This window comes from Mycobacterium sp. IDUB_37 (assembly GCF_055419245.1).
Genome location: NZ_JBVAXG010000001.1, coordinates 701,900 through 727,104 on the forward strand (window position 1 = coordinate 701,900; position 25,205 = coordinate 727,104).

A 25,205-nucleotide genomic window follows, 5' to 3' on the forward strand; every position below is an offset into this window, starting at 1 on the left:
TCTCGCATGGTTCCGGTCATCATCGAGTGCGCCATCAACGGCGTCACGTCGAAGGCAGCGAATCCCCATGTGCCGGTTGCACCTTCGGAGATCACCGCGGATGCGCTCGCCTGTATGGCGGCGGGTGCGGCGATCATTCACAACCACATCGACCTCTACGGCGTCAGTGTGGAGGAGGCTGCGGCGCGTTACCTCGAAGCATGGCGGCCCGTCCTCACCGCCCGACCGGACGCCCTGCTGTACCCGACCGTCCACTTCGGCGCGGGCTTCTCGATTTCATACGAGCACCTCATCCCACTCGCGGCGGCCGGGCTGCGTGTCGGGCTCACCGACCCCGGATCGGTCAACCTCGGCGGCATCGATCCCGACGGCACTCCCACCGGAAACCTGGTCTACAGCAACTCATTTGAAACGATCAGCCGTGCCTTCGACATCTGCCGCGAAGCGAAACTGGGGCCCAGTCTGGCGATCTATGAACCTGGCTTCCTGCGGACCACGCTCGCGTGGGCGCGGGCGGGCAGGCTGCCGCAAGGGGCGATGATCAAGCTCTATTTCTCCACCGAGCACGGCTACCTGGGAGCGCCGTTCGGGCTGCCCCCGACCGAGCGTGCGCTCGACGCGTACCTGGATTTGTTTGACGGACAAGACATTCCGTGGGCAGTATCGGTCGTCGGCGGCGATCTTTGCGCCGACCCGATCGCCCGACTCGCGCTCGAACGCGGCGGGCACCTACACCTGGGCCTGGAGTTCTATCGCGGTGACCGCACCCCGACCAATGTGGAGTTGGTGGCTGAGGCGGTAAGCCTGTGCGAGCAGTATGGCCGTACCGTTGCGACGCCTGAGGAGGCCGCGCGAATTCTCGATCTGCCCTGACCTGAGGGTGTTTACTAGCTGTTGCTGGATCCTTTGACGCAAGAAGGTGCTCCGTGGCGGCATATGACTACATCGTGGTGGGAGCGGGATCTGCTGGGTGCGCGTTAGCGGGGAGGTTGGCTGCGCAATCCTCGGCTCGGGTGCTGTTGATCGAAGCCGGCGGATCGGACCGACGATTGGCGGTGCGAGCGCCACTGGCGGGCCTGCGGCAGTTCGGGACGTCGATGGACTGGGCCTACGAGACCGACCCGGAACCCGGCTGTGCCAATCGCCGGATCCCGCTACACGCAGGTCGGGTCGTCGGCGGTACCAGTGCGATGAACGCGATGGTGTGGGTCAAGGGCAGCAATCTCGATTACGACGGGTGGCAGTTGCCCGGCTGGTCGTGGAACGATGTGGCGCCAGTCTTCGCGCGAATTGAACAGGGCCCGATGCGAATTGGTCGAACGCCATACCCTGACGAACTCTCGGAGCGGTTCGTCGCCGCGGCGCGCGCGGCGGGTGTTCGGGCCGCCGACGACGTCAGCGGACCTGAACTCGAGGGTGCCGCAATCGCTCCCGTCACCATTTACAACGGTCAACGCTGGAGCACGCCACGTGGCTACCTTGGGCAGCACAAGAATCTGACGGTCCTCAAAAGGGCCCAGGTCCGCCAAGTGATCATCCGCAACGGTCGCGCCGTCGGGGTCGAATACCGCCGGAATAGACGCGTCCAGCAGGCTTTTGCCGATCAACAGGTCGTCGTGAGCGCAGGCGCCTACGGCACGCCGCACCTGCTGCAGTTGTCGGGCATCGGTCCGGCGGAGCACCTGCGCGGCGTCGGGGTCACCCCGGTTGTCGACAGTCCCCTTGTCGGCCAGGGCCTTACCGATCACCCGCACGCCTGGTCAGTCTGGTCGCTGGAACCCGGAAATGTCGGCCTGTCGGATGCCTCAAACCCAAAGTGGTTGCTGCAGTGGCTGTTCGGTCGACGGGGCAAGTTCGCCAACAGCGCCGTGGAAGCGGTCGCCCATATTCGGTCGACTGCCGACCTCCCCGCATGCGACTTTCAACTGGTCCCGGTACTCGCCGATGCCACGGGCGACCCCACGGGAAAGTTCGAGCCTGCATTGTCCGTGGGGTGCTCGTACTGGACACCTAAAAGCCGTGGCAGCGTGCTGATCCGCTCATCGGATCCCGCAACGCCACCGGCGATTCGGCTGAACCTGCTCTCCGAGCGCGAGGATGTCGAAGCGCTCGTCCGCGCGGTGCAACGTGCCCGCGAGATTGTGGGGACCGGCCCGATCGCTTCCGCCGTCGGGCCCGAACTTCTTCCCGGCCCGGGCCCGGACGTCGAGGCCCGCATCAGGGAGACCGCGATCACGACATACCACGGATCCTGCACGGTCGCGATGGGTAGTCAACCCGACAGCCCACTCGACGAGTATCTCCGAGTCCGCGGTGTCGACAATCTTCGCGTCGCCGATGCCTCTGCACTACCTCGGATTCCTCGCGCCAACACCAACGCCGCGTCGATCATGATCGGCGAACGCTGCGCGGACTTCCTGCTCGCCTCGTCTTCCGCCGATCCGTCGGTGGCGGCACGGCAGTAGGTGTGGCCGCTCGGCAAATAGGTTGTCGCGAAATATTTTTCGCCTTCCAGAGAACGTTCTGCGCACCAACTGCATGCACCACCGGCAAAAGCGGATACACGCCGACCCCCCGAACCCAGAAGACCAACGCCTCGTTGCGCACATGGCAATTCGCACGGTCCGCCAATGCTTGCCATGGCATTGATGGCCGCTGCCCACGCGTGTTGTTTGCCTTAGCAACGGCACCAGTGTGTTTAGCTCACAGCGTGCGACAGTTCGGCGCCCCGCTGCTGTATGGAATCCCAGCGGTGGTCGGGGTTTCCACCGCCATCGCAGTCGGCACCACAGCGGGCTGGAAGTACGCCGTGGCCGGCGGATGGATCGCCACCGCGGTCGTTTACCTCGTGTGGATCTGGGCGCGAATCACGCCGATGAGTGCCGACGACATCGAACGACTGGTGCATCAACGACATCTGAGACGCCGGCTCGCTGACTCCATCGTGGTTGTCGCCAGCATCGCAAGTCTTTCCGGCGTCGGCTTCCTGCTCGCGGCGAGCAACGTCAAAGGGCCCGATACGACCATTGCGGCCGCGATCGGATTCTTGAGCGTGATTGCTTCGTGGTTTGTCGTGCACACGGTGTACACCCTGCGTTACGCAGTGCACTACTACACCGCTCCGGTGGGCGGGATCAATTTCAACGAAGAACAAGACCATGACGAACGGCCCGCGGTTGCCGATTTCGCCTACCTGGCCTTCACGGTCGCCGCGACCTACGGGGTGACCGACACCTCGTTGCAGACTCGCCGGATCCGGGTCACAGCCCTGCAGCAGGCGATGGTGTCGTATCTGTTCGGAACGGTGATCTTGGCACTGACCGTTCAGGTCATCGGAAGTCTGCAGCAGCAGTAGCTTCTAGTCGCGGGCGTCCAGCGCGTCGGCGAGTCGTTCCAGCAAGCGGGTGAGTTGAACCTGATCGTCTGCATCCAAGCAGGCGAACAGCTCATCGGCGGCGGCGAGGTAGTCGGCGAGCCATCGTTGCGCTCGCTCTCCACCCGCGGCGGTGGTGGTGAGTCGTATTGCGCGACGGTCCTTTTCGTCGGTGTTGCGGGCAATCATGCCTTCTCGGACCAGCGCCTCGACGAGCGTCGACGCGGTCCCTTGAGTGATGCCGACGGCCCGGGCCAAGTCGGCCAGTCGCACGGGTTGCATACGTAGCACCTCGGCCAGCAGCTTGGACCGTGGCGTCGACACACCGTGCTCGCCCAGACGGTCATCGAAGGCTCGCACCACCGACTTGCCGGCACGACCGAACGAGTCGGCCAATCGGCCCACGCGCTCGGCGCGCGATGCGGAGTCCGCCAAATTTTCGTCGTCGCTCATGTTGACGCCAGAATATCAACCGCCATATAGTTTGATGACAAACTATTTGATGGCAATAGGAGTTCGAGTGAAGGTCTTCGTCACCGGCGGCAGCGGATTCGTCGGCCAGCATGTTCTGCGTCGGCTCGTCGCCGAAGGCCACCAGGTCAGCGCACTGGCGCGCTCCGACCTGGCCGCCGCCCTCGTCCGCGGCGCCGGTGCCGAGGCCGTCAGCGGCGATATGGCTGACTTCGCCGGGGCCGGTGGCCTACCTCAGTGGACCGAGGCGTTAGACGGCATAGACACCGTCGTCCATGTAGCTGCGTTCATGGAGTTCTGGGGACAGGACGAGACGTTCCGCCGCGCCAACCTGGAACCGAGCGTCGCCCTGCATCGCGCTGCTGCCGCCGCCGGCGTGACGCGGTTCGTCTTGGTCAGCGCGGCCAGTGTCGCCACCGGCACCCAGCGTGCGGCGGTCGTCGACGAGACCACCGACGAAGGGCGACCCAACATCGCCTATAGCCGGGTGAAACTGGAAACCGAACGAGCTTTGCTCGGCGCGAACACTCCCGCGATGGCCACCGTCGTCCTGCGGCCACCATTCATCTGGGGCGCGGGCATGACCACGGCGAATGAGATGGCCGACGCCGCGAGGGCCGGCCAGTTCATGTGGATCGACCACGGCGAGCACATCATGGACTTCGTCCATGTCGACAACCTCGCCCACGCCGTCGAACGTGCGCTGACACAAGGTCGATCCGGCGGGATCTACTACGTCACCGACGGCACTCCGATGCCGATTCGTGAGTTCCTCACCCCACTGCTGGCGACCCAGGGCGTCGATATCAGCGACAGCCGTAGCGTGCCGTTCGCCATCGCCGCACCCTTCGGCGCCGCACTCGACGCGAGCTACCGGGCGCTGCGACGCCCCAAGGCGCCCATGCTGACCAATTGGCTCGTCACCTTCCTGGGGCGCGATCGCAGCTACGACATCAACGCCGCCCGAACCGAACTCGGGTACACCCCGAAAGTGCCGCTCGCCGAGGGACTCGCGGAGATGAAAATTTAGGGCGCAACCACTTTGGCGGCCAGCGCCGCCAGCTTGGCGTCGAGTGCCTCTGCGGCGCTGAGCAATTCGGCATTCTCCTCGACCACCATCAGTGACGACGGTTTGACGTAGGTGAGACTGCTGCCGCCCGGCTCGTCGAGAATCAAGAGTTCGACCGGGGCGAACAGCGCCGCGGTGACGTCGTGGCGGATCATCGTGATCGCGATCAGCGGATTGCCGAGGATGACGCGCAACACTTTGCGGTCGATGCCGGTCTTGGTAACCCAGGCACCGTGATCCAGCAGCGCGAAAAGCATGAAGCCGCTTGGGCCGACGTAGGTTTCGACGTTGCGTCGATACGACTCCCAATCGTTGTTGGACGCCCCGATCTCGTTGATCGGCACCGGCGTTTCGCCGATGTCGGCGAGCAGCGCGGCAATGAGTTCGTCGTAGCTTTTGGTGCTCTCATAGCGAACCCGTACGCCGTCAAAGCGGGTTTCAGATGTGGACATGATTGACCTCCTCTAGTTCGGTATGTACCTGCGCGGCCGGCGTGCGATCTATTTTCAGGCTTAGCAGTTCGGGCCGGCTGTAGTGCCCGGCGGCATCCATCAAGACCTTTCGGGCGTTGGTCAACGACAGGTCGAGGTCGGCGATGACCTCTCCTTCTCCGGAGCGCAACGGATCCCCGAGGAACTCGCCCTGGGGTGTGATGATCGCGGTGAAGTTGCCGCCCGAGATCGGTCCGATCGGGCTACCGGTATCTGCCATGATCTGCGCCTGCTGGTCAGCGTCGAGCCAGCCGGTGGCGTTCACCACGAAAGCGCCCGACTCGAGCGCGTGATTGCGCACGCTGATCTCGGTCTGCATAGCGAACAGGTCGCCTCCGAACGAACCCGGCCACATGGCCGAGTGGATCTGCTCGTGGTCAGCGATCAGGGCGTAGCGTGCCAGCGAGTTGAAGTGCTCGAAGCAGGCCAACTGCCCGATGCGGCCGACCGCGCTATCGACTGCCTGCAATCCGCTGCCGTCGCCCTGTCCCCAGATCGCCTTTTCGTGGTAGGTGGGCGATATCTTGCGGCGACGCTGCAGCAAAGTGCCGTCGGCGTCGAACAATAACTGGGTGTTGTACAGCGACCCGCCGTCGCGTTCGGTGACCCCGATGGACACCACCAGTCCGGCAGCTCGGGCAGCCGAACTGATCGCGTCAATCTCCGGTGACGGAATCGTCACTGCCTGATCCATCAATCTCAAGTGTTCCGAACGCATTTCGAAGGGGCGCTGAACGAAAGAGAAGTAGGGGTAATACGGGATCACCGTTTCGGGAAAGGTCGCGAACTGGACGCCTTGGGCGCCCAGCTCTGCGATCTTGGCGACCACCTTCTGCACTGTGCCTTCTCGGCTGTACAGCGCGGGGCTCATTTGCACTGCGGCAGCCCGGATTACGGTCATCGCCATTCCCTTTTTCTTAGGTCAAACGCTCGATGATGGTGGCATTGGCCATGCCGCCCGCCTCGCACATGGTCTGCAGCGCGAACCGGCAGCCACGCTGCTCGAGCGCGTTCACCATGGTCGTCATGATCCGGGATCCGCTGGCGCCCAACGGGTGTCCGATCGCGATGGCCCCGCCGTTGACGTTGGTCCTGGCCAGAATCGTGGCCGGGTCCGACCCCAAATCGTGGGCCCACGCCAGAACGACCGGGGCGAAAGCCTCATTGACCTCGAAGAGGTCGATGTCGGACAGTTGCAACCCAGCACGCTTGAGCACCTTCTCGGTCGCCGGAATGACACCGGTCAGCATGTAGAGCGGGTCGGATCCCACCACGGTGGCGGTGTGGATGCGGGCCAGCGGTCGCAGTCCCAGATTCTTGGCAACCTCGCTGCTGGTGATCATCACCGCGGCGCTGCCGTCGGACAGCGGTGACGAGTTACCCGCCGTGATGTGCCAATTGATCTGCGGGAAGCGCGCCGCCATCGCCTCGCTGTAGAACGCCGGCTTGAGGTTCGCCAGCGTCTCGACAGTGGTGCCCGGGCGGATGAGTTCGTCAGTGGTGAGCCCAGCGAGAGGGATCAACTCGTTGTCGAACCTGCCTTCTTTCGTTGCCGCCGCGGCCTTCTCGTGACTGGCGGCCGAGAACTCGTCCAGCTGGGCACGGGAGAAGCCCCATTTCGCGGCGATCAACTCGGCGCTGATGCCCTGCGGCACCAGGCCGTCCGGATAGCGGGCGGACATGTCCGCGCCGAACGGGTTACTGCCCGGCAGCACCGAGGTGCCCATCGGGACGCGGCCCATCGACTCCACGCCGGCGGCGATGACGATGTCGTAGGCGCCGGCGACGACACCCTGAGCGGCGAAGCTGATGGCCTGCTGGCTACTGCCGCACTGACGATCGACGGTGGTTCCAGGTACCGACTCCGGGAATCCTGCGCCGAGGAGTCCGTTCCGCGCGATGTTGTAGGCCTGGTCGCCCACCTGGGTGACGGCACCGGCGATGACGTCGTCGATCTGCGCCGGGTCTACTCCGGTGCGGGCCACCACTTCGCGCAGGCTGTGGGCCAGCATGTCGGCCGGCAGCACGTCGTGCAGGGCGCCGTTGGCTTTTCCTTTGCCAATCGGGGTGCGAACTGCGCCGACGATCACGGCATCACGGGACATGGCTCCTCCTTGAGTCACGAGCTGAGTATTTAGCTCTATACCTAGGTAAACACCTGGGTATACTGAATACAACCCAGACCGGAGGTGATTTAGATGACAATGCTGCAGGGGCCGCTCGTCGATCGGGATGCGTGGTCGGCGATCGGGGAGTGTGCGGTCGAGAAGACCATGGCCGTCGTCGGAACCAAGTCCGCCATGCTGATCATGCGTGAGGCCTACTACGGCACTACCCGGTTCGACGATTTCGCCCGCCGGGTGGGCATCACCAAGGCCGCGACCTCGGCGCGGTTGGCCGAACTGGTAGAACTCGGACTGTTGACCCGTCAGCCTTATCAGGAGCCGGGACAACGCAGCCGCGACGAGTACGTGCTCACCGAGGCCGGCGTCGATTTCATGCCGGTGGTGTGGTCAATGTTCCAGTGGGGGCAGCGTCATCTGCCGGGCCGTCATCGGCTGCGTCTCACCCATCTGGGCTGTGACGCTGACGCTGATGTCGAAATTCGTTGTACTGAAGGGCATCTGGTGCCACCCGACGAACTCGGCATGCGGTTGGTCAAGCCTCTTTGAGGACAGTGAGCAGCCGTCGGGCCGCCGCGACGCGATGAGCGGCGGCCCCGGTAACGGTGTCCAGAGCGCATTCGGGGTCCGCGGGCGGGCCCATGTGTCCGCAACCCCGCGGACAGTCCTCGATCACCTCGGCCAGATCGGAAAATGCCAGCAGCACGTCGTCGGGCTTGATATGTGCCAACCCGAATGACCGGATGCCCGGAGTGTCGATCACCCAACCGGAACCCGGCAAAGAATCACCCAGCGGTAGTGCGACGGACTGGGTCGAGGTGTGTCGTCCCCGGCCGATGTCGGTGACGACGCCGACCGCCCGATCTGCTTCTGGCACAAGGCGATTCACCAGCGTTGACTTGCCCACCCCGGAATGTCCGAGTAGCACGGTCATCTTGCCGGGCAGCAACTCGGCCACCGCGAGCAGTGGGTCGTCTACGCCGGCGGCCACCACCGTCAGGTCCAGGTCGACGAATTGCTCGGCGAACGGCTCTGGCGGAGCGAGATCGGTCTTGGTCAGACACAGAATCGGCGTGAGCCCGCCGGTGTAGGCGGCGATCAGCGCGCGGTCGACCAATCCGGTGCGTGGTGGCGGGTCGGCCAGCGCGACCACCATCAAGAGTTGGTCGGCGTTGGCGACGACAACCCGTTCGGTCGAGTCGGTGTCATCGGCGGTACGCCGCAGCACCGTTCGCCGCGGCCCCCGCCGCACGATGCGGGCCAGGGTGTCGGTCCGCCCGGACAGATCGCCGACGATATCGACGTCGTCGCCGACCACGATCGGGGTGCGGCCGAGTTCCCGTGCGCGCATGGCCGTTACCCGGCGATCGGGGCTCCCGCCCAGCACGCATCCCCAGCGGCCACGGTCGACGCTGACGACCATGGCGGACTCGGCATCGGCGTGCTCCGGACGAGTCTTGGTCCGGGGCCGCGTCCGCTTACCGGACCGGACCTTGACGTCTGACTCGTCGTACTCCCTCAACCGGCGGTCCCCGCGACCATCTTTGCCCACAGTTGCGGAAATTCCGGCAGCGTTTTGGTGGTGGCGGCGATGTCGTCGACCTCGACTCCGGGGACTCGCAGCCCCACGATCGCGCCCGCCATTGCCATCCGGTGGTCGGCGTACGCGCGCCACAGGCCGGGTCGCAAAGGCGTTGCGGTGATCACCAGGCCGTCTTCGATTTCCTGGCAGTCGCCGCCCAGTCGGTTGATCTCGGCGCTCAGCGCGGCGAGCCGGTCGGTCTCGTGTCCGCGCAGGTGGGCGATGCCGGTGAGGCGCGATACCGATCCCGTCGCGGCCAATGCTGCCAGCGCCGCCACCGCCGGAGTCAGCTCGCCGACGTCGCGCAGGTCGACCTCAAAGCCGTCGTACTGTTCGGAACCCTGCACTTCGAGGGTCGAATCACTCTGATTGACAACGGCATTCAGTTTCTTCAGGACATCAAGGATGTGCTCGGCGGGCTGCACGCTGGTCTGCGGCCAGCCGGTGATGCGTACCGCGCCCCCGGTGACCACGGCCGCAGCCAGGAACGCGACCGCATTGGTGAGATCGGGTTCGACCTCCCAGTGCCGGGCCGCCGCCGTGCCCGGCAGCACCTGCCAGCGGTAGGCAACCGAATCGTCGACCTCGATGCCCGCCTGGCGCAGCATCGCCACCGTCATCGCGATGTGTGGCGCCGACGGCAGCGAAGCACCCGTATGTTGCACGGTCAGTCCCTGGGTGAACGAAGCTCCGGTCAGCAGCAGGCCGGACACGAACTGCGATGAGGCGGACGCGTCGATCGCCACAGTGCCGCCGGCAACCGAACCGCTGCCCTGCACCCGAAACGGCAGCCCGGTCCCGTCGACGGGAACGCCGAGGCCACGCATCGCTTCCAGCAGCGGTGCGATCGGCCGTGAGCGGGCCTGCTCGTCTCCGTCAAAGGTGACCGGGAGTGCGCTGAGCGCTGCCAGCGGTGGGACGAACCGCAGGACCGTGCCGGCCAGGCCGCAGTCGACCCGGGCGTCGGGGCCGGGTGCAATACCGCCGCTGAGCGTCAATTCGGAGCCGTCACCCTCGATTTTCAGGCCCAGCGTGGCGAGGGCGCCGATCATCAGGTCGGTGTCGCGACTGCGCAGTGCGCCGGTGATGGTCGAGGTCCCCTGCCCCTGAGCGGCCGAAAGGGCGGCAAGCACCAGGGTCCGGTTGGTCTGCGATTTCGAGCCGGGAACGGTCACGGTCGCGTGCACTGCTGTCGGTATGGACGGGGCCTGCCATGCGCTCACTGGTCCATCTTCCCTTGTCCCGCCTTGTCGGCCACATCTGCCAACATGGAGTGATGTGTGGGCGTTTTGCGGTGACAACCGATCCAGCACTGCTGGCCGAGAAGATCAAAGCGATCGACGAGGCCACCGGCGCCTCGGATCGATCGTCTGAGCCCAATTACAACGTAGCTCCCACCACCAAGGTCGCGACCGTGGTGACCAGGCACAACGAGCCAGAGGACGAGGCCACCCGCCGGGTGCGGCTGATGCGCTGGGGCCTGATCCCGCCGTGGGTCAAGCCCGATGAAGACGGCTCTCCGAACAACAAAGGCCCGCTGCTGATCAATGCGCGGGCAGATAAGGTCGCGACCTCACCAGCTTTTCGCGGCAGCGCGAAGTCCAAGCGCTGCCTGATCCCGATGGACGGTTACTACGAGTGGCGGGTCAACGCCGAGCCGGGGGCGGGCAAGAAAGCGGGCAAAACGCCGTTCTTCATGCACCGAAGTGACGGCGAACCGTTGTTCGCCGCGGGGCTCTGGTCGGTATGGAAGGCCGACAAGGAGGCCAGCCCGTTGCTGAGTTGCACGATCATCACCACCGACGCGGTGGGGGAGTTGGCCGAGATCCACGACCGGATGCCATTGATGTTGGCCGAGGCCGACTGGGATGCGTGGTTGAACCCGGACGCCGCGCTGGATCCCGACTTTCTGTCGAGGCCGCCGGACGCCAGCCAGATCGAACTGCGCGAGGTGTCGAAGCTGGTCAACAGCATCCGCAACAACGGGCCGGAGTTGCTGGAGCCGGCCACGCCCGAGCCCGAGCAGATCACGCTGCTGTAGGCCGCCGGCCATTGCCCCCGGGGAAGGAAGGAGTAGCCGATTACTCTAGGCAGCCCGTTGGTGCGGTGAGATGCTTCGGTTGCGGGGGATCAACCGGAGAGAGGGTCGTCGATGACCACTGTGCAGCCCAAGACCGATTCGGCGTCGATTACCGTCCGCAATCCCGCACACGAATCCGTCGTCGGCGCCGTTCCCATCGAGACGCCGGACGCGGTTGCCCAGAAGGCCCGTGAGCTGCGCCTTTTCCAGCCCGAATGGGAAGCAATGGGTCCGCGCGGCCGTGAACGCTGGCTGCTGGCGCTGCAGGACTGGATTCTGGACAACGCCGAGCGCATCACCGACGTGGTGCAGTCCGAGGCCGGCAAGATACGGTCTGACGCCAGCATCGAAGCGCCCCTCATTGCCACGGTGCTCGACTACTTTGCCAGTCGTGCGGAGCAGTTCCTTGCCGACCAACATCCGCGATCCTTCAATCCGATGGCGGTGACCAAAAAACTCACCACGACCTACCGGCCCTATCCGCTGGTCGGCGTGATCACCCCGTGGAATTTCCCGTTCATGATGTTGATGGACGCCGTACCGGCCCTGGCCGCCGGCGCCGCGGTATTGCTCAAGCCGTCGGAAGTGACGCCGCTGTCCTCGGTCGAATTCGTCCGCGGGTGGACCGAGATCGGCGCCCCGCCGGTACTTGCACTGGCGACCGGGGCGGGCGGGACGGGTGCCGCCGTTATCAACAACGTCGATTTCGTGCAGTTCACCGGGTCGACGGCGACCGGGAGAAAAGTGGCGGTCGCCTGCGCACAGCGGCTGATTCCCTACAGCCTCGAACTCGGCGGCAAAGACCCGGCCCTGGTGCTGGCCGACGCCGACCTCGAACGTGCCGCCAACGGGATCGTGTGGGGTGGCATGTTCAACGGAGGGCAGGCCTGTGTCTCCGTTGAGCGGGTCTACGTCGAGGCGCCCGTGTATGACGAGTTCGTCGCCAAGGTCACTGAAAAGGTCCGCGTGCTGCGGCAGGGCAAGGACGGCCGCAATTTTGCGTTCGACGTCGGGCCGCTTGCAACGAGCGCACAGCGCGACATCGTGCAACGGCACATCGACGAGGCGGTCGCGGGCGGCGCCCGCGTGACGACTGGGGGCAAGCCGACCGGAACCGGGACATTCTTCGAGCCGACGGTGTTGGTCGACGTCGACCAATCAATGTCCTGCATGACCGAGGAAACCTTCGGGCCCACCCTCCCTGTGGTCAAGGTCGCCGACGAGCAGGAGGCGATCCGGTTGGCCAACGACTCCAATTACGGTTTGTCCGCCACGGTGTGGACCCGCGACAAGGAGCGCGGCGAACGCGTCGCCCGGCAACTCGACGTCGGCGGGGTCAACATCAACGACATGATGTCGAACGGATTTGCCCTCGATCTCCCGATGGGCGGTTGGAAGCAGTCTGGCATCGGTACCCGTCTGGGCGGCGCCGCGGGCTTGCTCAAATACTGCCGGGCACAGGCGATTACGTCGCCGCGCATCCCGACGCAAGCAAAAGAAGTGCTCTGGTATCCCGCGTCGCGGCGGCGCACGAAATTTGCCATGGGGCTGTTGCGTGCGTCGGCGGCGCGGGGTGCGCGGCGGTTCGGGATCAAGCCGAGGTAGCGGTGGCTACGGCGACGGAGTCACGTTGGCCCACACGTGCTGAGTGTTGTAATCACCCGCCGGGGTCCACTGACTGACCAGGATTCCCATCCTGTCCAAACGGGGCATGTTCCCGTCGGCATCCGGGACGATAAATCCGCTGTACGGATACGGCACATGGCCTGGACCGGGCGCGAAGCCGCCGACCACCGTGGGTCTGCTGCTGAAGATTGCTTCGGGTTGACCGGGAGCGCCGACGCGGACCTCCACGCCCGCGCCGCCGAGGTTCAGCGCAGAGAGAACTGGGCGACCGTCGATTTCCCGGAAACTGAGTTCGCCGAAAAGATCCCCGGGCCGCGAAATTGGCACGGTGGCCAGCCGTCCTCGGCGTCCGTAGGTTCCATCACGCAGCAGCGGCCGCCAGGTGCCGGGATCAGCGACTTCGGCGGGATCGTCGACTCGGTACAGGGTGACGCCGCGACTGCGGTCGAATGAGTTGGCGACGATGTGTACTTTGCCGTCCGAACCCCGATAACCGCTGATCTGGGTAGAAGCGTTACGGGACCGCCCGGTGACTCGCCACGGCTCTTCCTTTGTCGGCGTGCGACGGTATTTCCACGGCCGGTACGAGCCGTCGATCGCCGTCCACCCGTGTTCGGGGTCCGCCTGATCGGACGAACCACCGGGATTGTTGTTGACCTCTACCAGCCACGAGCCTCCGGTGGGCTGTAGGTGCCCGTCGGTCGCGGCCACTTTCAGGTAGGTCTTGCCGGCGGTGATCGTTCCCGCGGGCAGGGTGAAGGTCGCCTCTGGGTGCGCTCTTCGCACCGTTCGCGGTATCGGGAACAACTCGCGGCCGCTCCCAGCGGGACCGCTCAATACCGTGCCGTAGGAGAGTTGCCCTGTCACCGGGTCGATGGTCACCTCGACCGCCACCGACGGATAGTGCTGACCGCTTGCCACGCCATCGGTGAATGAATCGCCGAAGACCGCCACCAGTCGTCGGTCCGGCAACTGGACGATCTCGCCCAGATCGGTGGCGTTGATATCGCCGATTGGTGGCGCCCCCGTGCCAGCCACCGAGCCGACATTGTGAACTTCGCCCGGCTTCAGGGCTTTAGACACCCAGTCGTCCTTCGACAAGCACGCAATGCGGAATGCCGGCGGCATCCTGCTCGGGTACCCCGCGCTGATAACGGGCCATCAAATCGTGCACTTCGATTTCCTCGGCCTGCCAGCCGTGTTCCTTTAGCCAATCGGCCAGCTCGGTGCGTTCCTCGTCGAACCAGAGGGTTGGGGTGTCGGGCAGATCCCCGCCGTTGCGGTTCATCACTTCCCGAATCTGGTTGAACCAGGCCCCAAGTCGGGTGAGGTACTCGGGCAGAAAGGACGCCGCGTTCAGTGCATCGGTGGCCATCCGGCTACCCGGAGCACTCAGCGAAGGCAGGCGGTCAAGCAGCAGTCCCTGAGCGCTGGCCGGCAGGTAGGCGAACAAGCCTTCGACCGACCACGCCGTCGGCCTGCCGGAGTCGAAGCCGGCGTCCCGCAGTGCCGCCGGCCAGGTAAAACGCAGGTCGATCGGGACCGCGGTACGCCGCACGGCCGGTACGGCACCGTGGTCTTGCATCGTCTCGTCCCTGAACACCAACACTTTTGGTTGGTCGATCTCGAAAAGCTCGGCGTCGCTGGGCCACGGCAGACGCCACGCACGGGCGTCCAGTCCGGCGGCGACGATCACGGCCTGCCGAATCCCCTCCTCGATCGCGCCGAGAAAGAAATCGTCGAACCACTTGGTCCGCGATGCGACGAAACCTTGCTGGGCGCGCACCCCACGCACGATGTGCGGGTCGGTCTCCTGCAGGCGCGCCATCAATGCCTCGTCGAACTCCGAGTTCTGAATTCCGCGCGCGGCCACCGCATCCAGAAACAGCTGCGCGAAAGAATCAGTGAACAAAGGGTTCTCGCGATTCCCTGGCCCGCCACTCGGCGGCACCCAGCGCCGTCGCACCGACACTCTCGCCGACGCCCCAGGAATCGTCTGAAGTTCTGGCCATTCGCTCGGCCCACCCTTCGTGACAGGAATTCCGGACTTGATTCTTGCGGTTTGTCCGCGAAAAACAAGGATCGTCGCAATTTTGTCGGTTGGCGACTCAGTGGCTGGCCGACCCGCGCCTAGCATTCGTTGTGTGACCGGTAAGTACACGTACACCTTCGAAGAAATCCAGCACCGCCCTATCGCGGTGATCGGCGCAGGGACGTTGGGTCCCCGGATCGCGCTGATGCTCGCCAGCCGCGGGGGAACTGTACGGATCTATGCGCGTCGCGCCGAGCAGCGCGCCGAAGCCACTCAGTTCGTGACCGACAGTCTGCCGAATCTGGTTCGGGACAGAGGTTTTGGCGAAGTGGGCAGCGCGATCGGGACCGGCTCGCTCGAGGAGGCGCTCGACGGTGCCTGGCTAGCGATCGAATCAGTTCCGGAGCGGCTCGACATCAAGATCCCGCTCTGGGGCGAGATCGACCGGGCGGCCCCGCCGGACACCATCTTCGCCACCAATTCGTCGTCGTACCCGTCGCGGCTGATGGCTGAGAACGTCCGGGACAAAACACGGTTGTGCAACACGCACTTCTACATGCCGCCCGCGTTCAACGCACTCGACCTGATGTCCGATGGCGAGACGGACCGCGGCCTGCTGGACACGCTGCTGGCGGTGCTGCCCGAATTCGGGGTGCATCCGTTCGAAGCGCGAAAGGAATGCACCGGCTTCATCTTCAATCGGGTCTGGGCCGCCATCAAGCGCGAATCGCTGGCCGTGGTCGCCGAAGGAGTGGCCCGCCCGGAGGATGTCGACGGCATGTTCAAGGTCAACTGGGGAGTGCCGGCCGGGCCGTTCCAGATGATGGACATCGTCGGCCTGGACGTGGTGCTGGACATCGAAAACAATTACGCCCAGGAGTTTCCGTACCTGCCGCAGAGCGTGCGGGACCTGCTGCAGTCCTACGTCGACGCGGGCAAACTCGGCATCAAGACTGGCGAGGGCTTCTACAACTATTCGGGGTCTTGAGCGGGGTTTTTAGTTGTCGCTGAGAACCAACCGCCAGTTGCCGATGGTTTGCGGATCTGGGACACACCACCAGTTGTTCCAATTAAAGGGCGGCGTCGACGCTTTCACGGCGGGGCCGGCGTTCTGACAAGCCTCCCGATTCGGATAGGAGCCCTCGGTCTGCATCGTGCCGGCGCTGCTGATGGCCACACCGGTCGTCAGCAAAGCGGAGACAGCCAGGACACCCGCCAAAACAGATCTGAAAATTGATCGCTTCACTTCTTGCCATTCCTTTGCGCGGGACTCCAGCGTGGAGATCCACAGCTAACGCTAGATCGAATCGGACAGCTAGGAAAGAGGCTCTTGCCCGCGACGCCAACTCGGGTTCATCGGTGCTGCTGGAAGACGTGTGCGGGGCTCAGCGTGACCGTGGCGCGGCCAATGCAACCGCGGTGGCGACCGCTTCTAGCAACCGGCTGAGTTGGCCGGCTTCGTAGATCGTGCGGTCGCCGGCGGCCAGGCGGGTGAAGACGCCGGCGATAAAGGTCGTGACGGCCGTGGTCTGCGCGGCAAGCAGTTCCGGGTCGATGGTGCCCGGTTGCAGGTGCGCGACGGCCTCCTGGGTCATGGCGTTGACGCGGGCGACGAAGTCGGCCGAGGTCGCCGCGACATCGGGGTCGCGTGCCGCCGCAAGCAACAATTCATGGCGCGCCCGGTTGAGCATGAGTCCGCGGCCTTCGGCCTGCAGCAGGGTGAGTTCGGCCAGGTGCGCAAAGGGCGATTCCGGGTCAAAGGGCCGGTCGATCACCGACCTCAGGTTGGTGACATCGATCTCCGCGACCCGCTTGCCGATGCCACGCAGCAGCGCCGCTCTGGTGCGGTAGTAGTACGACGTGGTTCCGTCCGGCATCCCGGCGCAGCGGTCGACCTGTCCGTGCGTGAGGCCGCGCGATCCGTGCTCGGCCAGCACTTGTATTGCGGCGTCGCACAATTCGCGCCGACGCTCGTCGCCGTCGCGTTTGCGGGCTGTGCTAGTGGTGGCCATGCTCAGCGCAGCACCGTGCCGCCGTCGATGTTGATGACCTGCCCGTTGATCCACGATCCTTCCTCGGACAACAGGAAGGCGACCAGGGCCGCGATGTCACCGGGTTCGCCGACGCGGTTTCCGCGGATGCGCTTGAGTGCACCCGCCTCCAGGTGCGGCCACTGGGGAACGGCGCGGATGGCCTCGGTGGCGGTGAATCCCGGCGCGACGGCGTTGCAACGGATGTTCTCCTTGCCCCATCGGGCGGCCACATGCCGGGTGAGCGCTCCGATGCCGGCTTTCGCGGTGGCATAGGCCGGCCTCGCTGGTTCGCCCTGAAAGGCCGCCGCCGAGGACATGTTGACGATCGCGCCGCCGCCGCGCTCAAGCATCTGCGGGATCGCGTATTTCATGGTCGCCACGTAGCCGCGCAGGCTCACCGTCATCACGCGATCCCAGACATCGAATTCGATGTCGACCACATCGGTGTCGGCACGCAATGTCGACATGTCCGCGCCGACGTTGAACAGTAGGTCGACGCCGTCGTAAGTCGTTGCGGCGGTATCGATCAGATCGGCAACCGTCGCAGGATCGGCGAGATCGAAAGCGGCGTGGGTCGCCGTCCCGCCCGCCGCGACGATGCGCTCGGCGGTTCGTTGCGCCTGTTCGGCGGTGACGTCACCGACCAGTACCCGACAGCCTTCTTCGCCGAGTCGTGCCGCGGTCGCCGCCCCGATACCGGTGCCGCCGCCCGCTACGACGACAACCCTGCCCCCAAGCCCGCGCAATCCCATCGGTCGCCCCTCTCGCGTATTGACTTTACCTCTAGATCTATAGAGGATCGCCTCTAGGGTTCTAGAGGAAGGTGTGTCGTGGCCGGGATCTATCGAGAGCGTCCCGGGGCTGGTGACCTGGCCTCAGCGACAGGTGCGGCTGCGACACCGCTGGGGGACGAGGTATGGGTGTCGCCCGGTGTCTCCAACTGCTATGCGATCGCCACCGACGACGGACGGGTGATCGTCAACACCGGACTGGTGATCGAGGGTGCGTTGCACCGCAAGGCTTTTGCCGATGTACCCGGCCCCACCCGGGCGATTGTCATCACCCAGGGGCACGCCGACCACTGGGGAGGGGTCAACTCGCTGCGCGACCCCGACACCTCCGACGTCGTCATGCACCGCAATTACCGGTACTGGCGCGACGACAACGAACGACTGATGGGCTACCGGGTGCCCAAGACATCGTTCGCCTTTGCGAAGTTCAGCCAGGCAATGCTCGAGCACTTCAAGACGATCGATCCCGCCACCATCGACTTCTCCTTCCCCGAGCCTTCCACCACGTTCGACACCCACCATGAACTGACCGTCGGCGGCCGCACCCTTGAGCTGACGTGGACACCGGGCGGGGAAACTACCGATTCACTGGTGGTCTGGCTGCCGGCGGATCGAATCCTGTTCACCGGCAACCTATTCGGACCGCTGTTCGGTCACGTGCCGAATCTGATGACCATCCGGGGTGACAGGTACCGTGACCCGGTCCACTACATCGAATCGCTGAACACGGTGTTGGGGCATGGCCCGAAGCGTCTGATCACCGGGCACTTCGCGCCCATCGAGGGCGCCGATCGCATCGCCGAGGAAGTCACCGCCATGCGGGACGCGATGCAGGCTGTGCACGACCGCACCATCGAGATGATGAACTCCGGAGTCGACCTGTACACCGCGATGCGCGAGGTTTCGGTGCCGGCAGAGTTCGACATTGGTGAGGGCTACGGTCAGACCTCCTGGAATGTGCGGGCCATCTGGGAGATGTACGCGGGGTGGTTTCAACACCGGTCTACCACCGAGCTTTATGGGGTAGCGCCGAATTCGGTTGCGGCCGATGTGGTTACGGCAGCCGGAGCCGACGCCTTGCTCGCAGCGGCACGCGCCCACCTCGACGGCGCCAGGCCGGTGCAGGCGTTGCATCTCACCGACCTGGTGCTGGCCGTCGAACCCGCGCACGGGCCGGCCCGCGCGGTGGCCGCCGACGCCCACGAGGCACTGCTGGCCGACACCGACAACTTCTGGAAACAAGCCTGGCTCGCCAAGCACATCGATGAATTGAGGTCCGCTCAATGAACAAGGTCAACTTCGACTTCACCGGTGCCCGCGTTCTGGTAACCGGTGGCACCAGCGGAATCGGCAACGCCATCGCTACCGAGTTCGCCAACGCGGGCGCCGCCGTGACGATCACCGGAACGCGCAGCAGCACAGCAGATTACGACGATGACCTGAGTGCCTTCAGCTATCAGCAGTGCCGGATCCAGGAACCCGAGTCCGTCGACGCGCTGGTCGAAACAGTCGGCGAACTGGACATCCTGGTCAACAACGCGGGCGGGCCCTATCCCGCAGGCGACGAATACGATCCCGACGGATACATCGCGTCGGTGGCGCAGAACATGTTCGGGCCGATGCGACTCACCATGCGGTGCTATGACCTGCTCAAAAAGAGCCAGGCCGCCGGCGGCGCGAGCGTGGTGAACATCGTGTCGATGTCGGCGTTCCGGTCGGCGGTCTTCGTACCCGGATACGCGTCGTCCAAGATGGGACTGATCGCGTTGACGATGAATCTCTCCCGTCGCTGGGCCAACGACGGAATCCGCGTCAACGCCATCGCGCCGGGACTCATCGACACCCGCATGACGCACCCGGCGATGAGCATCCCACAGGTGATGGACGTCGAGATCGGGTTCCATACGCCGCTGGGCAGACCCGGACTCCCGGAGGACTGCGCCGGTGCCGCATTGTTTCTCTGTACGGGCGCGGCGTCCTACATCACCGGCAGCACCATCGCCGTCGACGGCGGATACCTGACGGTCTGACATGAGCGAATACGACGCGATCACCACGCCCGACGACGTTCTCAAACTTGCCGCCCAACGCACCGGTCTGTCCGAGGTCGAATCCGATTCCTGGCGTGACGGATTGGCGATCATGCTCGACGACCTCAATAACTCACCGGCATTCACGTCCTACGGTCGCGATCGCATCCTCAAGGACGCGACCGACGCCCTGGGCCGGCGACTGCAGGTCCATGCATACATACAGAGCCACCCCGAAGTGCTGGACGCACCCGTCGAGCGTCCCTTGATCGTGCTCGGCATGCCGCGTACCGGAACGACTGTCATCAGCTACCTACTCGACCGGGATCCGGCGCGCCGTTCGCTGCTGCACTGGCAGTGCGTGGATCCAGTTCCGCCGGCCACCACCGACACATTGCGCACTGACCCGCGATGTCTGACTCTGCTGGAAGAGCAGCAGAAGATCCTGGAAATGGTCCGGAGGGCGAAAGTTCCACTGCCGCACTGGGAAGACGCCGACGGCCCCACCGAGGACATGTTCATCCACAACCAGGATTTCAAGGGATTGTCCTGGGACTCGTTCCTGTCGACTGCGCGCTATGCCGAATGGCTGTTCCACGAAACCGACATGACCAGCACTTACGAGTATCAGAAGCGCTACCTGCAGGTACTGCAGTCCACCGCGCCGGGCACCTGGAGCCTGAAGATGCCGTCGCATTCGGTTCACATCGAGGCGCTGCTGAAGGTATTCCCCGACGCGCGGTTGATCTGGGCGCACCGCGACCCCTACAAGGCCACTGGATCGCTGTGCAACCTGTGGAAGCTCCCGAAAGGGATGACGCTGCATCCCGATGCCATCGATCTTGAAGCGATGGGACGAAATGCGATGGCGCAGATGCGCTATCACGTCGAAAGGCCGCTGCGGGCGCGGGATCGAATCGGCGATGAGCGGTTTTTCCACATGTACTACCACGAGATGATGCGGGACCCGATGGACGTGATGCGCCGCATCTACGATTGGGTGGGCGATGCGCTCACCGTGGAAACCGAAGCACGCATGCAGAATTGGCTCGCCGAACATCCGCAGGACCGATTCGCATTGAATGCGTACAGCCTCGACCAGTACCACCTGAGCGTCGGACAACTCGAGCCGATCTTCGCCGAGTACCTCGACACCTTCGACATCGAACTGGAGGCCACGCCATGAAAGCCGCTATGGTGACCGGCCCGGGTCGAGCGGAGGTCGTAGAGGCCGACCGACCGCAACCCGGACCCAACGATGTGCTGGTGCGGATGCGAGCCTGCGGCATCTGTGGTTCCGACGCCTTCTACATCACCATCGGGGGCGTCCCACCGCGGTACGGGTGCACACCGTTGGGCCACGAACCGGCCGGCGAAGTGGTCGAGGTCGGCGCCGACGTACCCGGAATCGCCGTCGGTGACCACGTCGTCATCAATCCGATGACCGCCCCTGGCGGCATCATCGGCAACGGCGGCCCGGCCGGGGCGCTGGCCGATTATCTGTTGATCGAAAACGCCGTTCGCGGAAACACTTTGGAAGTCATCCCGGATCACATCCCATGGCGCGTCGCCGCCCTCAACGAGCCGATGGCGGTGGCTCGTCATGGGGTCAATCGCTGTCAACCCAAGCCGACCGACAAGGTTGTGGTCTTCGGTGCCGGACCGATCGGCTTGGGTGCGACGCTGGCCTTCAAATCCGTTGGAGTGAAGCATGTGGTAGTCGTCGACGTGATTGCCGGCCGGCTGGACAAGGCGCTCGAGATCGGTGCCGATGCCGTCATCAACTCCGCTGAGGAGGATGTGTCGAAGCGCCTGGTCGAACTGCATGATGCCGGTGAGAGCATGTTTCCCGGCAAGGCCGGCAGCGACATCTATTTCGATGCCGCGGGCGCGGCCGCCGTCATCAACACCGCTCTCGCGGCCGCGAAAAAGGGTGCCACGCTGTGTGTTGTCGGCGTGCACAAGGAACCGGTTTCCGTCGAGTTCGTCAACGTGATGAGCAATGAGATCAACATCATCGGAAGCATCGGCTATCCCGACGAGTTCTTCGAGGTCACCAAGGATCTCGTCGCGAACTGGGAGAAGTATGCGCTGATCGTCAGCCACACCATTCCGTTCGATCAGGTCGGCGAGGCGCTGCAATTGGCCGGAACGCCCGGTGCCGCCGACAAAGTGGTGGTCACTTTTTAGTGGACAGGTAAGCCAGGGCCGACCGCGCCGCATTGGCCCCGCACATGCCGTGCGCACCGGGCCCCGGGGGAGTGGCCGCCGAGCAGATGTACATGCCGGGCACGCCAATAGTGTATGGCGACAGCGTGATTCGCGGCCCGAAGGTCAGCTGACGGATATCTTTGGCGCCGGTCATGATGTCGCCGCCGACGTAGTTGAGGTTGTGCGATGACATCTCGGTCGTTGTTCGCACGGCCGTGCCGACGATGCGCTCCCGGAATCCCGGCGCGAACCGCTCGATCTGCCTGATGATCGCTTCGGTGGCGTCGCCGGTGTAGCCGTTCGGGACGTGCGCGTAACTCCACACCGGGTGGACATCACCCACCGAACGTTGCGGGTCGGCCAGATACTGCTGACCCACCAACACGAACGGGTGCTCGGGCATCTGTCCGGCGTGGATCGCGCGTTCGTTTGCAGCCAGTTCGGCATAGGTGCCAACCACATGCACGGTGCCGGCCCGGTGCGCATCCGGATTCGTCCATGGCACACCGCCTTCGACGGCGAAGTCCACTTTGAACGCCCCCGGGCCACGGCGAAACCTGCTGAAGGCACGAGAAACTCGCCGCGGCAGGCGCTCACCCAGAATCCCGGCCACCGCCTCAGGGGCCAGATCGAACATCGTCACATCCGCGGCGGGCAACTGGGATGCCGCCGAAACCCGCACCCCGGTCTCGATCTTGGCGCCCAGGTCGCCGAGCAAACCCACCATCGCATCGGTGATCGATTGCGAGCCGCCTTCAGCCACCGCCCAGCCGTGCCGATGTCCGGCCGCGAGGATACCCATGCCGATCGCGGACGTCATCGGGTAGTGCAGCGGCCGAAAGGCATGGGCGGCAACGCCTCCGAACAACGCCCGGCCCTGTTCGGTGCGAAACACCCGGGAGAACGCGGAGGCGGGCAGCACCGTGGGCGCGCCGAAGCGGGCCAACGCCAACGGGTGACGCGGCACCCGCAACAGCGGTCGCAGGATGTCCTCGCTCAACGCGTCAAACCGGGCCGCCGGATAGCCGAAGGTGCGCCGCCACCGCGAGCCGTCGCGGCCGAGACCTGCCGCGGTCTGCTCCACCGAGCGGTACAAGACCCCGGCCGACCCGTCGTCCAGTGGGTGCGCGCAGTCGATTTCCGGCCAGCGCCAGGACAATCCATACCGTTGCAGGCCGAAGTCGGCCAAGAAGCGAGAGCCGACGGCCATCGGGTGGATCGCCGAGCAGTGATCATGCAGCAGGCCGGGCAGGATGGCTTCGCTGCTGCGGGCGCCGCCGCCAACCTCGTCGCCGGCTTCGAGCACGGTGACCTGTACGCCTTCGGAGGCCAGGGCAATGGCGGCGGCCAGGCCGTTGGGCCCGCCGCCCACCACCACTGCTGTACTCATGCGACCGCTCCCAACTCGTTCGACGGGCGCGCCCACGTCACCTGAAGCGGGATGGGTCCATTGGGCAGCCAGGGCTGCTCGGCGACGGCGTCCGCCGCCTTCCAGGTGCCGCGCTCGATGACGCCGAGGGCCGCATCGATCAATTGGTAGTGCTGCACACCGCTACCGAACGCCTCGGACTCCACCCACGCAATAATGCACTCACCCGGCGCGAAGCCCGCTTCCTGCTGCACGGCCCGGATCAAATCTAGGTTGTGCAGGTGCCCGTCGCCGAAGTTGAAGCCGATCGTGGAGTTGCACACGAACTCGCCTTCCCGCACGGTGCGCACGTCGATGTCAGGCAACCGGCCGATGAGTAGTGAGAACAGGCCGCGGCCCTGGCTGTGCATGGATCGCCACGCGATCGTCTTCTGGCAGGTGATCTCGGCCCACTGCGGGTCATATCCGAAGGCGACGAACTGATCGAGCTGATTTCCGGCCGGCCGGGTGACCCGGTTCAGCTTCGCCTCCGCGCCGGGGGCGAATGTCCACACAGCGGATGCCCAGTTGCCGGCGTACTGACGTAGTGAGGGCAGGAACGACACCTTGTCCGGTCGCAGGTTGCCCAGCACCGGGAAGCACAGCAAGCCGGCCGCCAGTACCGCCGTCAACCACGGCGAGGACATGTCGGTGACGTAATAGCCGTGCCAGGCGGGGAAGCCGAGGAACAAAAAGACTGTGGTGTAGGCGAATACCACGTTCCATTCCAGGGGCACGGCAAGCGGGAAGGTCGAGATGATGAACAGATGGAAGCCGACCATCAGCAACGCCGCGGCCAGTGTCAGCCACTTGTTGGTGGAGAAGAACAGCGTCAGGGGTGCGACGATCTCGACGAAGGTTCCGTTGACGTGCGCCATGAACCCCGCCACCCGCGACGGCTTCAGGTCGTGCGGGAACTGGCGGTAGTGCGCCCGCTTGAGCCATTTGAACGGGATGAACGGGCTGTTGCTGACCATCGGCGGAATGACGTTGGAGAAGTGCTTGCCGAACTTCGAGAAGCCGGCACCCACCCACACCACCACGATCAGCATCTTCAGCGCGATGATCATGTCGGCGAAGGGCAACACGGTGAAGAAGAGCAACGCCGGAAAGTACTGTTCGCCGCGCGCTGCCAGGAAGATCGCCTTGTCCCGCAGGCCGATCAGCACCAGCAGCACCATCGGCGCCACCAACAAGGCAGGGTTGACCAGACCAGAGACGTTGTCCGGCAGTGCGTTTGACAACGATTCGCTGTGTACGCCGGGCAACGCCAGCGTGACGGCCAGGCTCACCAGCAATGACACGTAGAGCCCGATGTCGAGCCAGCTGCGCCGGTCACCGTCAGTGAACGGCACCCACGTGAACGGCCGCAACCTGATCGTTCCAGGGCGCGCCCAGAACAAGATGCCGCCGGTCATCGGCTTCACCTTGCCGGCCAGCGGACCCCAGGATCCGGCAATGCCGATGGATTCCAGCAGAACCGTCCACAGAATGACCTTCTGGTACACGATGGGCTGGTCCCACCACTGCGCCACGTGCCAGAACGCCGGCAGCCCCGAAGTCGCCGTCGCCACCGTGATGCCGCCGATCGCGAACACGACCAGTTTAACGATGTAAATGAGATGGACCAATCGTGGTGAGCCAAAGCCGTTTTCAGCCCAGTCAAGGGTGAGGATGCGCATCCGCTCCAGCAATGGCTTGCGTAAGAACGTGTCCGGATCGACCGCGGGAAGATGGGGTTGAGTGAGTGCCATGACTTTCGTTCCTTGTCGTCGATGAGCTGTCACGTCAAACTAGGAAATCGGGTGCGCTGTGCCACAGTGGCGAAGCGACAAAACCGGGCCGAGGGGTTATCGCCGGAAGACAACCCGAAGGGGCTAACGTC

24 protein-coding genes are annotated in these 25,205 nt (G+C 64.7%); 12 read left to right on the top strand and 12 right to left on the bottom strand.

Translation table 11 applies throughout. The features are described 5' to 3' along the window. The first annotated feature begins 6 nt into the window (after positions 1 to 6). The 3 genes from ACZY1I_RS03290 to ACZY1I_RS03300 all read left to right on the top strand — a co-directional run bounded on the left by ACZY1I_RS03290 (position 7) and on the right by ACZY1I_RS03300 (position 3,355). Positions 7 to 873, top strand: coding sequence for a beta-keto acid cleavage family enzyme (locus tag ACZY1I_RS03290; RefSeq protein ID WP_463752822.1), 867 nt, complete (start codon positions 7 to 9; stop codon positions 871 to 873). A gap of 53 nt (positions 874 to 926) precedes the next feature. Next, a complete protein-coding gene (locus ACZY1I_RS03295; protein WP_463752823.1) occupies positions 927 to 2,465 on the top strand; it encodes a GMC family oxidoreductase in 1,539 nt (512 codons plus the stop codon). Positions 2,466 to 2,710: 245 nt separating this feature from the next. Next, positions 2,711 to 3,355 (top strand): DUF1345 domain-containing protein, encoded by a 645-nt coding sequence (locus ACZY1I_RS03300; RefSeq protein WP_463752824.1) that lies wholly within the window; start codon positions 2,711 to 2,713, stop codon positions 3,353 to 3,355. Positions 3,356 to 3,358: 3 nt separating this feature from the next. On the opposite strand, the gene ACZY1I_RS03305 is transcribed toward ACZY1I_RS03300, so the two are convergent. Continuing rightward, positions 3,359 to 3,826, bottom strand: a complete 468-nt coding sequence (locus ACZY1I_RS03305; protein WP_463752825.1) for a MarR family winged helix-turn-helix transcriptional regulator — start codon at positions 3,824 to 3,826, stop codon at positions 3,359 to 3,361. A gap of 67 nt (positions 3,827 to 3,893) precedes the next feature. On the opposite strand from ACZY1I_RS03305, the gene ACZY1I_RS03310 reads away from it, so the two are divergent. Continuing rightward, positions 3,894 to 4,874 carry an NAD-dependent epimerase/dehydratase family protein gene (locus ACZY1I_RS03310; RefSeq protein ID WP_463752826.1) on the top strand — a complete coding sequence of 327 codons (981 nt, stop codon included), beginning with the start codon at positions 3,894 to 3,896 and terminating at the stop codon, positions 4,872 to 4,874. Here the strand turns inward: ACZY1I_RS03310 and ACZY1I_RS03315 are convergent. Genes ACZY1I_RS03315 through ACZY1I_RS03325 form a run of 3 tightly spaced genes read right to left on the bottom strand, consistent with a single transcriptional unit; the run spans position 4,871 to position 7,509 of the window. Next, positions 4,871 to 5,365 (bottom strand): DUF302 domain-containing protein, encoded by a 495-nt coding sequence (locus ACZY1I_RS03315; RefSeq protein WP_463752827.1) that lies wholly within the window; start codon positions 5,363 to 5,365, stop codon positions 4,871 to 4,873. The two genes, ACZY1I_RS03310 and ACZY1I_RS03315, sit on opposite strands and share 4 nt — an antisense overlap. Then, on the bottom strand, positions 5,352 to 6,305 hold the full coding sequence (locus ACZY1I_RS03320) for a carbon-nitrogen hydrolase family protein (RefSeq protein WP_463753489.1): 954 nt from the start codon (positions 6,303 to 6,305) through the stop codon (positions 5,352 to 5,354). The genes ACZY1I_RS03315 and ACZY1I_RS03320 overlap by 14 nt, the downstream gene beginning before the upstream one ends. Positions 6,306 to 6,321: 16 nt before the next feature. Beyond that, positions 6,322 to 7,509 carry a thiolase family protein gene (locus ACZY1I_RS03325; protein ID WP_463752828.1) on the bottom strand — a complete coding sequence of 396 codons (1,188 nt, stop codon included), beginning with the start codon at positions 7,507 to 7,509 and terminating at the stop codon, positions 6,322 to 6,324. A 93-nt stretch (positions 7,510 to 7,602) separates the two neighbouring features. Here ACZY1I_RS03325 and ACZY1I_RS03330 point away from each other — a divergent pair, with 93 nt between their 5' ends. Next, a complete protein-coding gene (locus ACZY1I_RS03330) occupies positions 7,603 to 8,076 on the top strand; it encodes a winged helix-turn-helix transcriptional regulator (RefSeq protein WP_463752829.1) in 474 nt (157 codons plus the stop codon). Here ACZY1I_RS03330 and rsgA read toward each other — a convergent pair. Both rsgA and aroA read right to left on the bottom strand, forming a co-directional pair. Further along, on the bottom strand, positions 8,063 to 9,049 hold the full coding sequence (gene rsgA / locus ACZY1I_RS03335) for a ribosome small subunit-dependent GTPase A (RefSeq protein WP_463752830.1): 987 nt from the start codon (positions 9,047 to 9,049) through the stop codon (positions 8,063 to 8,065). The genes ACZY1I_RS03330 and rsgA overlap by 14 nt on opposite strands. After that, positions 9,046 to 10,332 (bottom strand): 3-phosphoshikimate 1-carboxyvinyltransferase, encoded by a 1,287-nt coding sequence (aroA, locus tag ACZY1I_RS03340; RefSeq protein WP_463752831.1) that lies wholly within the window; start codon positions 10,330 to 10,332, stop codon positions 9,046 to 9,048. Before aroA ends, rsgA begins: the two co-directional genes overlap by 4 nt. Positions 10,333 to 10,385: 53 nt before the next feature. On the opposite strand from aroA, the gene ACZY1I_RS03345 reads away from it, so the two are divergent. Both ACZY1I_RS03345 and ACZY1I_RS03350 read left to right on the top strand, forming a co-directional pair. After that, the gene (locus tag ACZY1I_RS03345) at positions 10,386 to 11,150 is read left to right on the top strand and encodes an SOS response-associated peptidase (protein WP_463752832.1); all 765 of its coding nucleotides are present in this window, start codon (positions 10,386 to 10,388) and stop codon (positions 11,148 to 11,150) included. A 111-nt stretch (positions 11,151 to 11,261) separates the two neighbouring features. Further along, positions 11,262 to 12,794 carry an aldehyde dehydrogenase family protein gene (locus ACZY1I_RS03350; protein WP_463752833.1) on the top strand — a complete coding sequence of 511 codons (1,533 nt, stop codon included), beginning with the start codon at positions 11,262 to 11,264 and terminating at the stop codon, positions 12,792 to 12,794. Positions 12,795 to 12,800: 6 nt separating this feature from the next. On the opposite strand, the gene ACZY1I_RS03355 is transcribed toward ACZY1I_RS03350, so the two are convergent. Together ACZY1I_RS03355 and ACZY1I_RS03360 are read right to left on the bottom strand one after the other, a co-directional pair. Further along, entirely contained in the window at positions 12,801 to 13,898 is a 1,098-nt protein-coding gene (locus ACZY1I_RS03355; protein WP_463752834.1) for a DUF4185 domain-containing protein, read from the bottom strand. After that, positions 13,891 to 14,727, bottom strand: coding sequence for an SAM-dependent methyltransferase (locus tag ACZY1I_RS03360; protein ID WP_463752835.1), 837 nt, complete (start codon positions 14,725 to 14,727; stop codon positions 13,891 to 13,893). The genes ACZY1I_RS03355 and ACZY1I_RS03360 overlap by 8 nt, the downstream gene beginning before the upstream one ends. Positions 14,728 to 14,959: 232 nt before the next feature. On the opposite strand from ACZY1I_RS03360, the gene ACZY1I_RS03365 reads away from it, so the two are divergent. After that, positions 14,960 to 15,835 (top strand): 3-hydroxyacyl-CoA dehydrogenase family protein, encoded by an 876-nt coding sequence (locus tag ACZY1I_RS03365; RefSeq protein WP_463752836.1) that lies wholly within the window; start codon positions 14,960 to 14,962, stop codon positions 15,833 to 15,835. Positions 15,836 to 16,232: 397 nt separating this feature from the next. On the opposite strand, the gene ACZY1I_RS03370 is transcribed toward ACZY1I_RS03365, so the two are convergent. Both ACZY1I_RS03370 and ACZY1I_RS03375 read right to left on the bottom strand, forming a co-directional pair. Beyond that, entirely contained in the window at positions 16,233 to 16,859 is a 627-nt protein-coding gene (locus ACZY1I_RS03370; RefSeq protein ID WP_463752837.1) for a TetR/AcrR family transcriptional regulator, read from the bottom strand. Between the two features lie 2 nt (positions 16,860 to 16,861). Then, complete coding sequence (locus tag ACZY1I_RS03375; protein WP_463752838.1) at positions 16,862 to 17,632, bottom strand: SDR family NAD(P)-dependent oxidoreductase; 771 nt, start codon at positions 17,630 to 17,632, stop codon at positions 16,862 to 16,864. Between the two features lie 78 nt (positions 17,633 to 17,710). On the opposite strand from ACZY1I_RS03375, the gene ACZY1I_RS03380 reads away from it, so the two are divergent. From ACZY1I_RS03380 to ACZY1I_RS03395, 4 genes are read left to right on the top strand one after another with little or no spacing between them, the layout of a single operon-like run. Next, positions 17,711 to 18,958, top strand: a complete 1,248-nt coding sequence (locus tag ACZY1I_RS03380; RefSeq protein ID WP_463752839.1) for an alkyl sulfatase dimerization domain-containing protein — start codon at positions 17,711 to 17,713, stop codon at positions 18,956 to 18,958. Beyond that, positions 18,955 to 19,701, top strand: coding sequence for an SDR family NAD(P)-dependent oxidoreductase (locus ACZY1I_RS03385; RefSeq protein ID WP_463752840.1), 747 nt, complete (start codon positions 18,955 to 18,957; stop codon positions 19,699 to 19,701). Before ACZY1I_RS03380 ends, ACZY1I_RS03385 begins: the two co-directional genes overlap by 4 nt. A gap of 1 nt (position 19,702) precedes the next feature. Further along, complete coding sequence (locus ACZY1I_RS03390; RefSeq protein ID WP_463752841.1) at positions 19,703 to 20,887, top strand: sulfotransferase family protein; 1,185 nt, start codon at positions 19,703 to 19,705, stop codon at positions 20,885 to 20,887. After that, a complete protein-coding gene (locus ACZY1I_RS03395) occupies positions 20,884 to 21,891 on the top strand; it encodes a zinc-dependent alcohol dehydrogenase (protein ID WP_463752842.1) in 1,008 nt (335 codons plus the stop codon). Before ACZY1I_RS03390 ends, ACZY1I_RS03395 begins: the two co-directional genes overlap by 4 nt. Here ACZY1I_RS03395 and ACZY1I_RS03400 read toward each other — a convergent pair. After that, positions 21,881 to 23,302 (bottom strand): phytoene desaturase family protein, encoded by a 1,422-nt coding sequence (locus ACZY1I_RS03400; RefSeq protein ID WP_463752843.1) that lies wholly within the window; start codon positions 23,300 to 23,302, stop codon positions 21,881 to 21,883. The two genes, ACZY1I_RS03395 and ACZY1I_RS03400, sit on opposite strands and share 11 nt — an antisense overlap. Further along, on the bottom strand, positions 23,299 to 25,074 hold the full coding sequence (locus ACZY1I_RS03405; protein WP_463752844.1) for a DUF3556 domain-containing protein: 1,776 nt from the start codon (positions 25,072 to 25,074) through the stop codon (positions 23,299 to 23,301). Before ACZY1I_RS03405 ends, ACZY1I_RS03400 begins: the two co-directional genes overlap by 4 nt. Positions 25,075 to 25,205 lie beyond the last annotated feature (131 nt).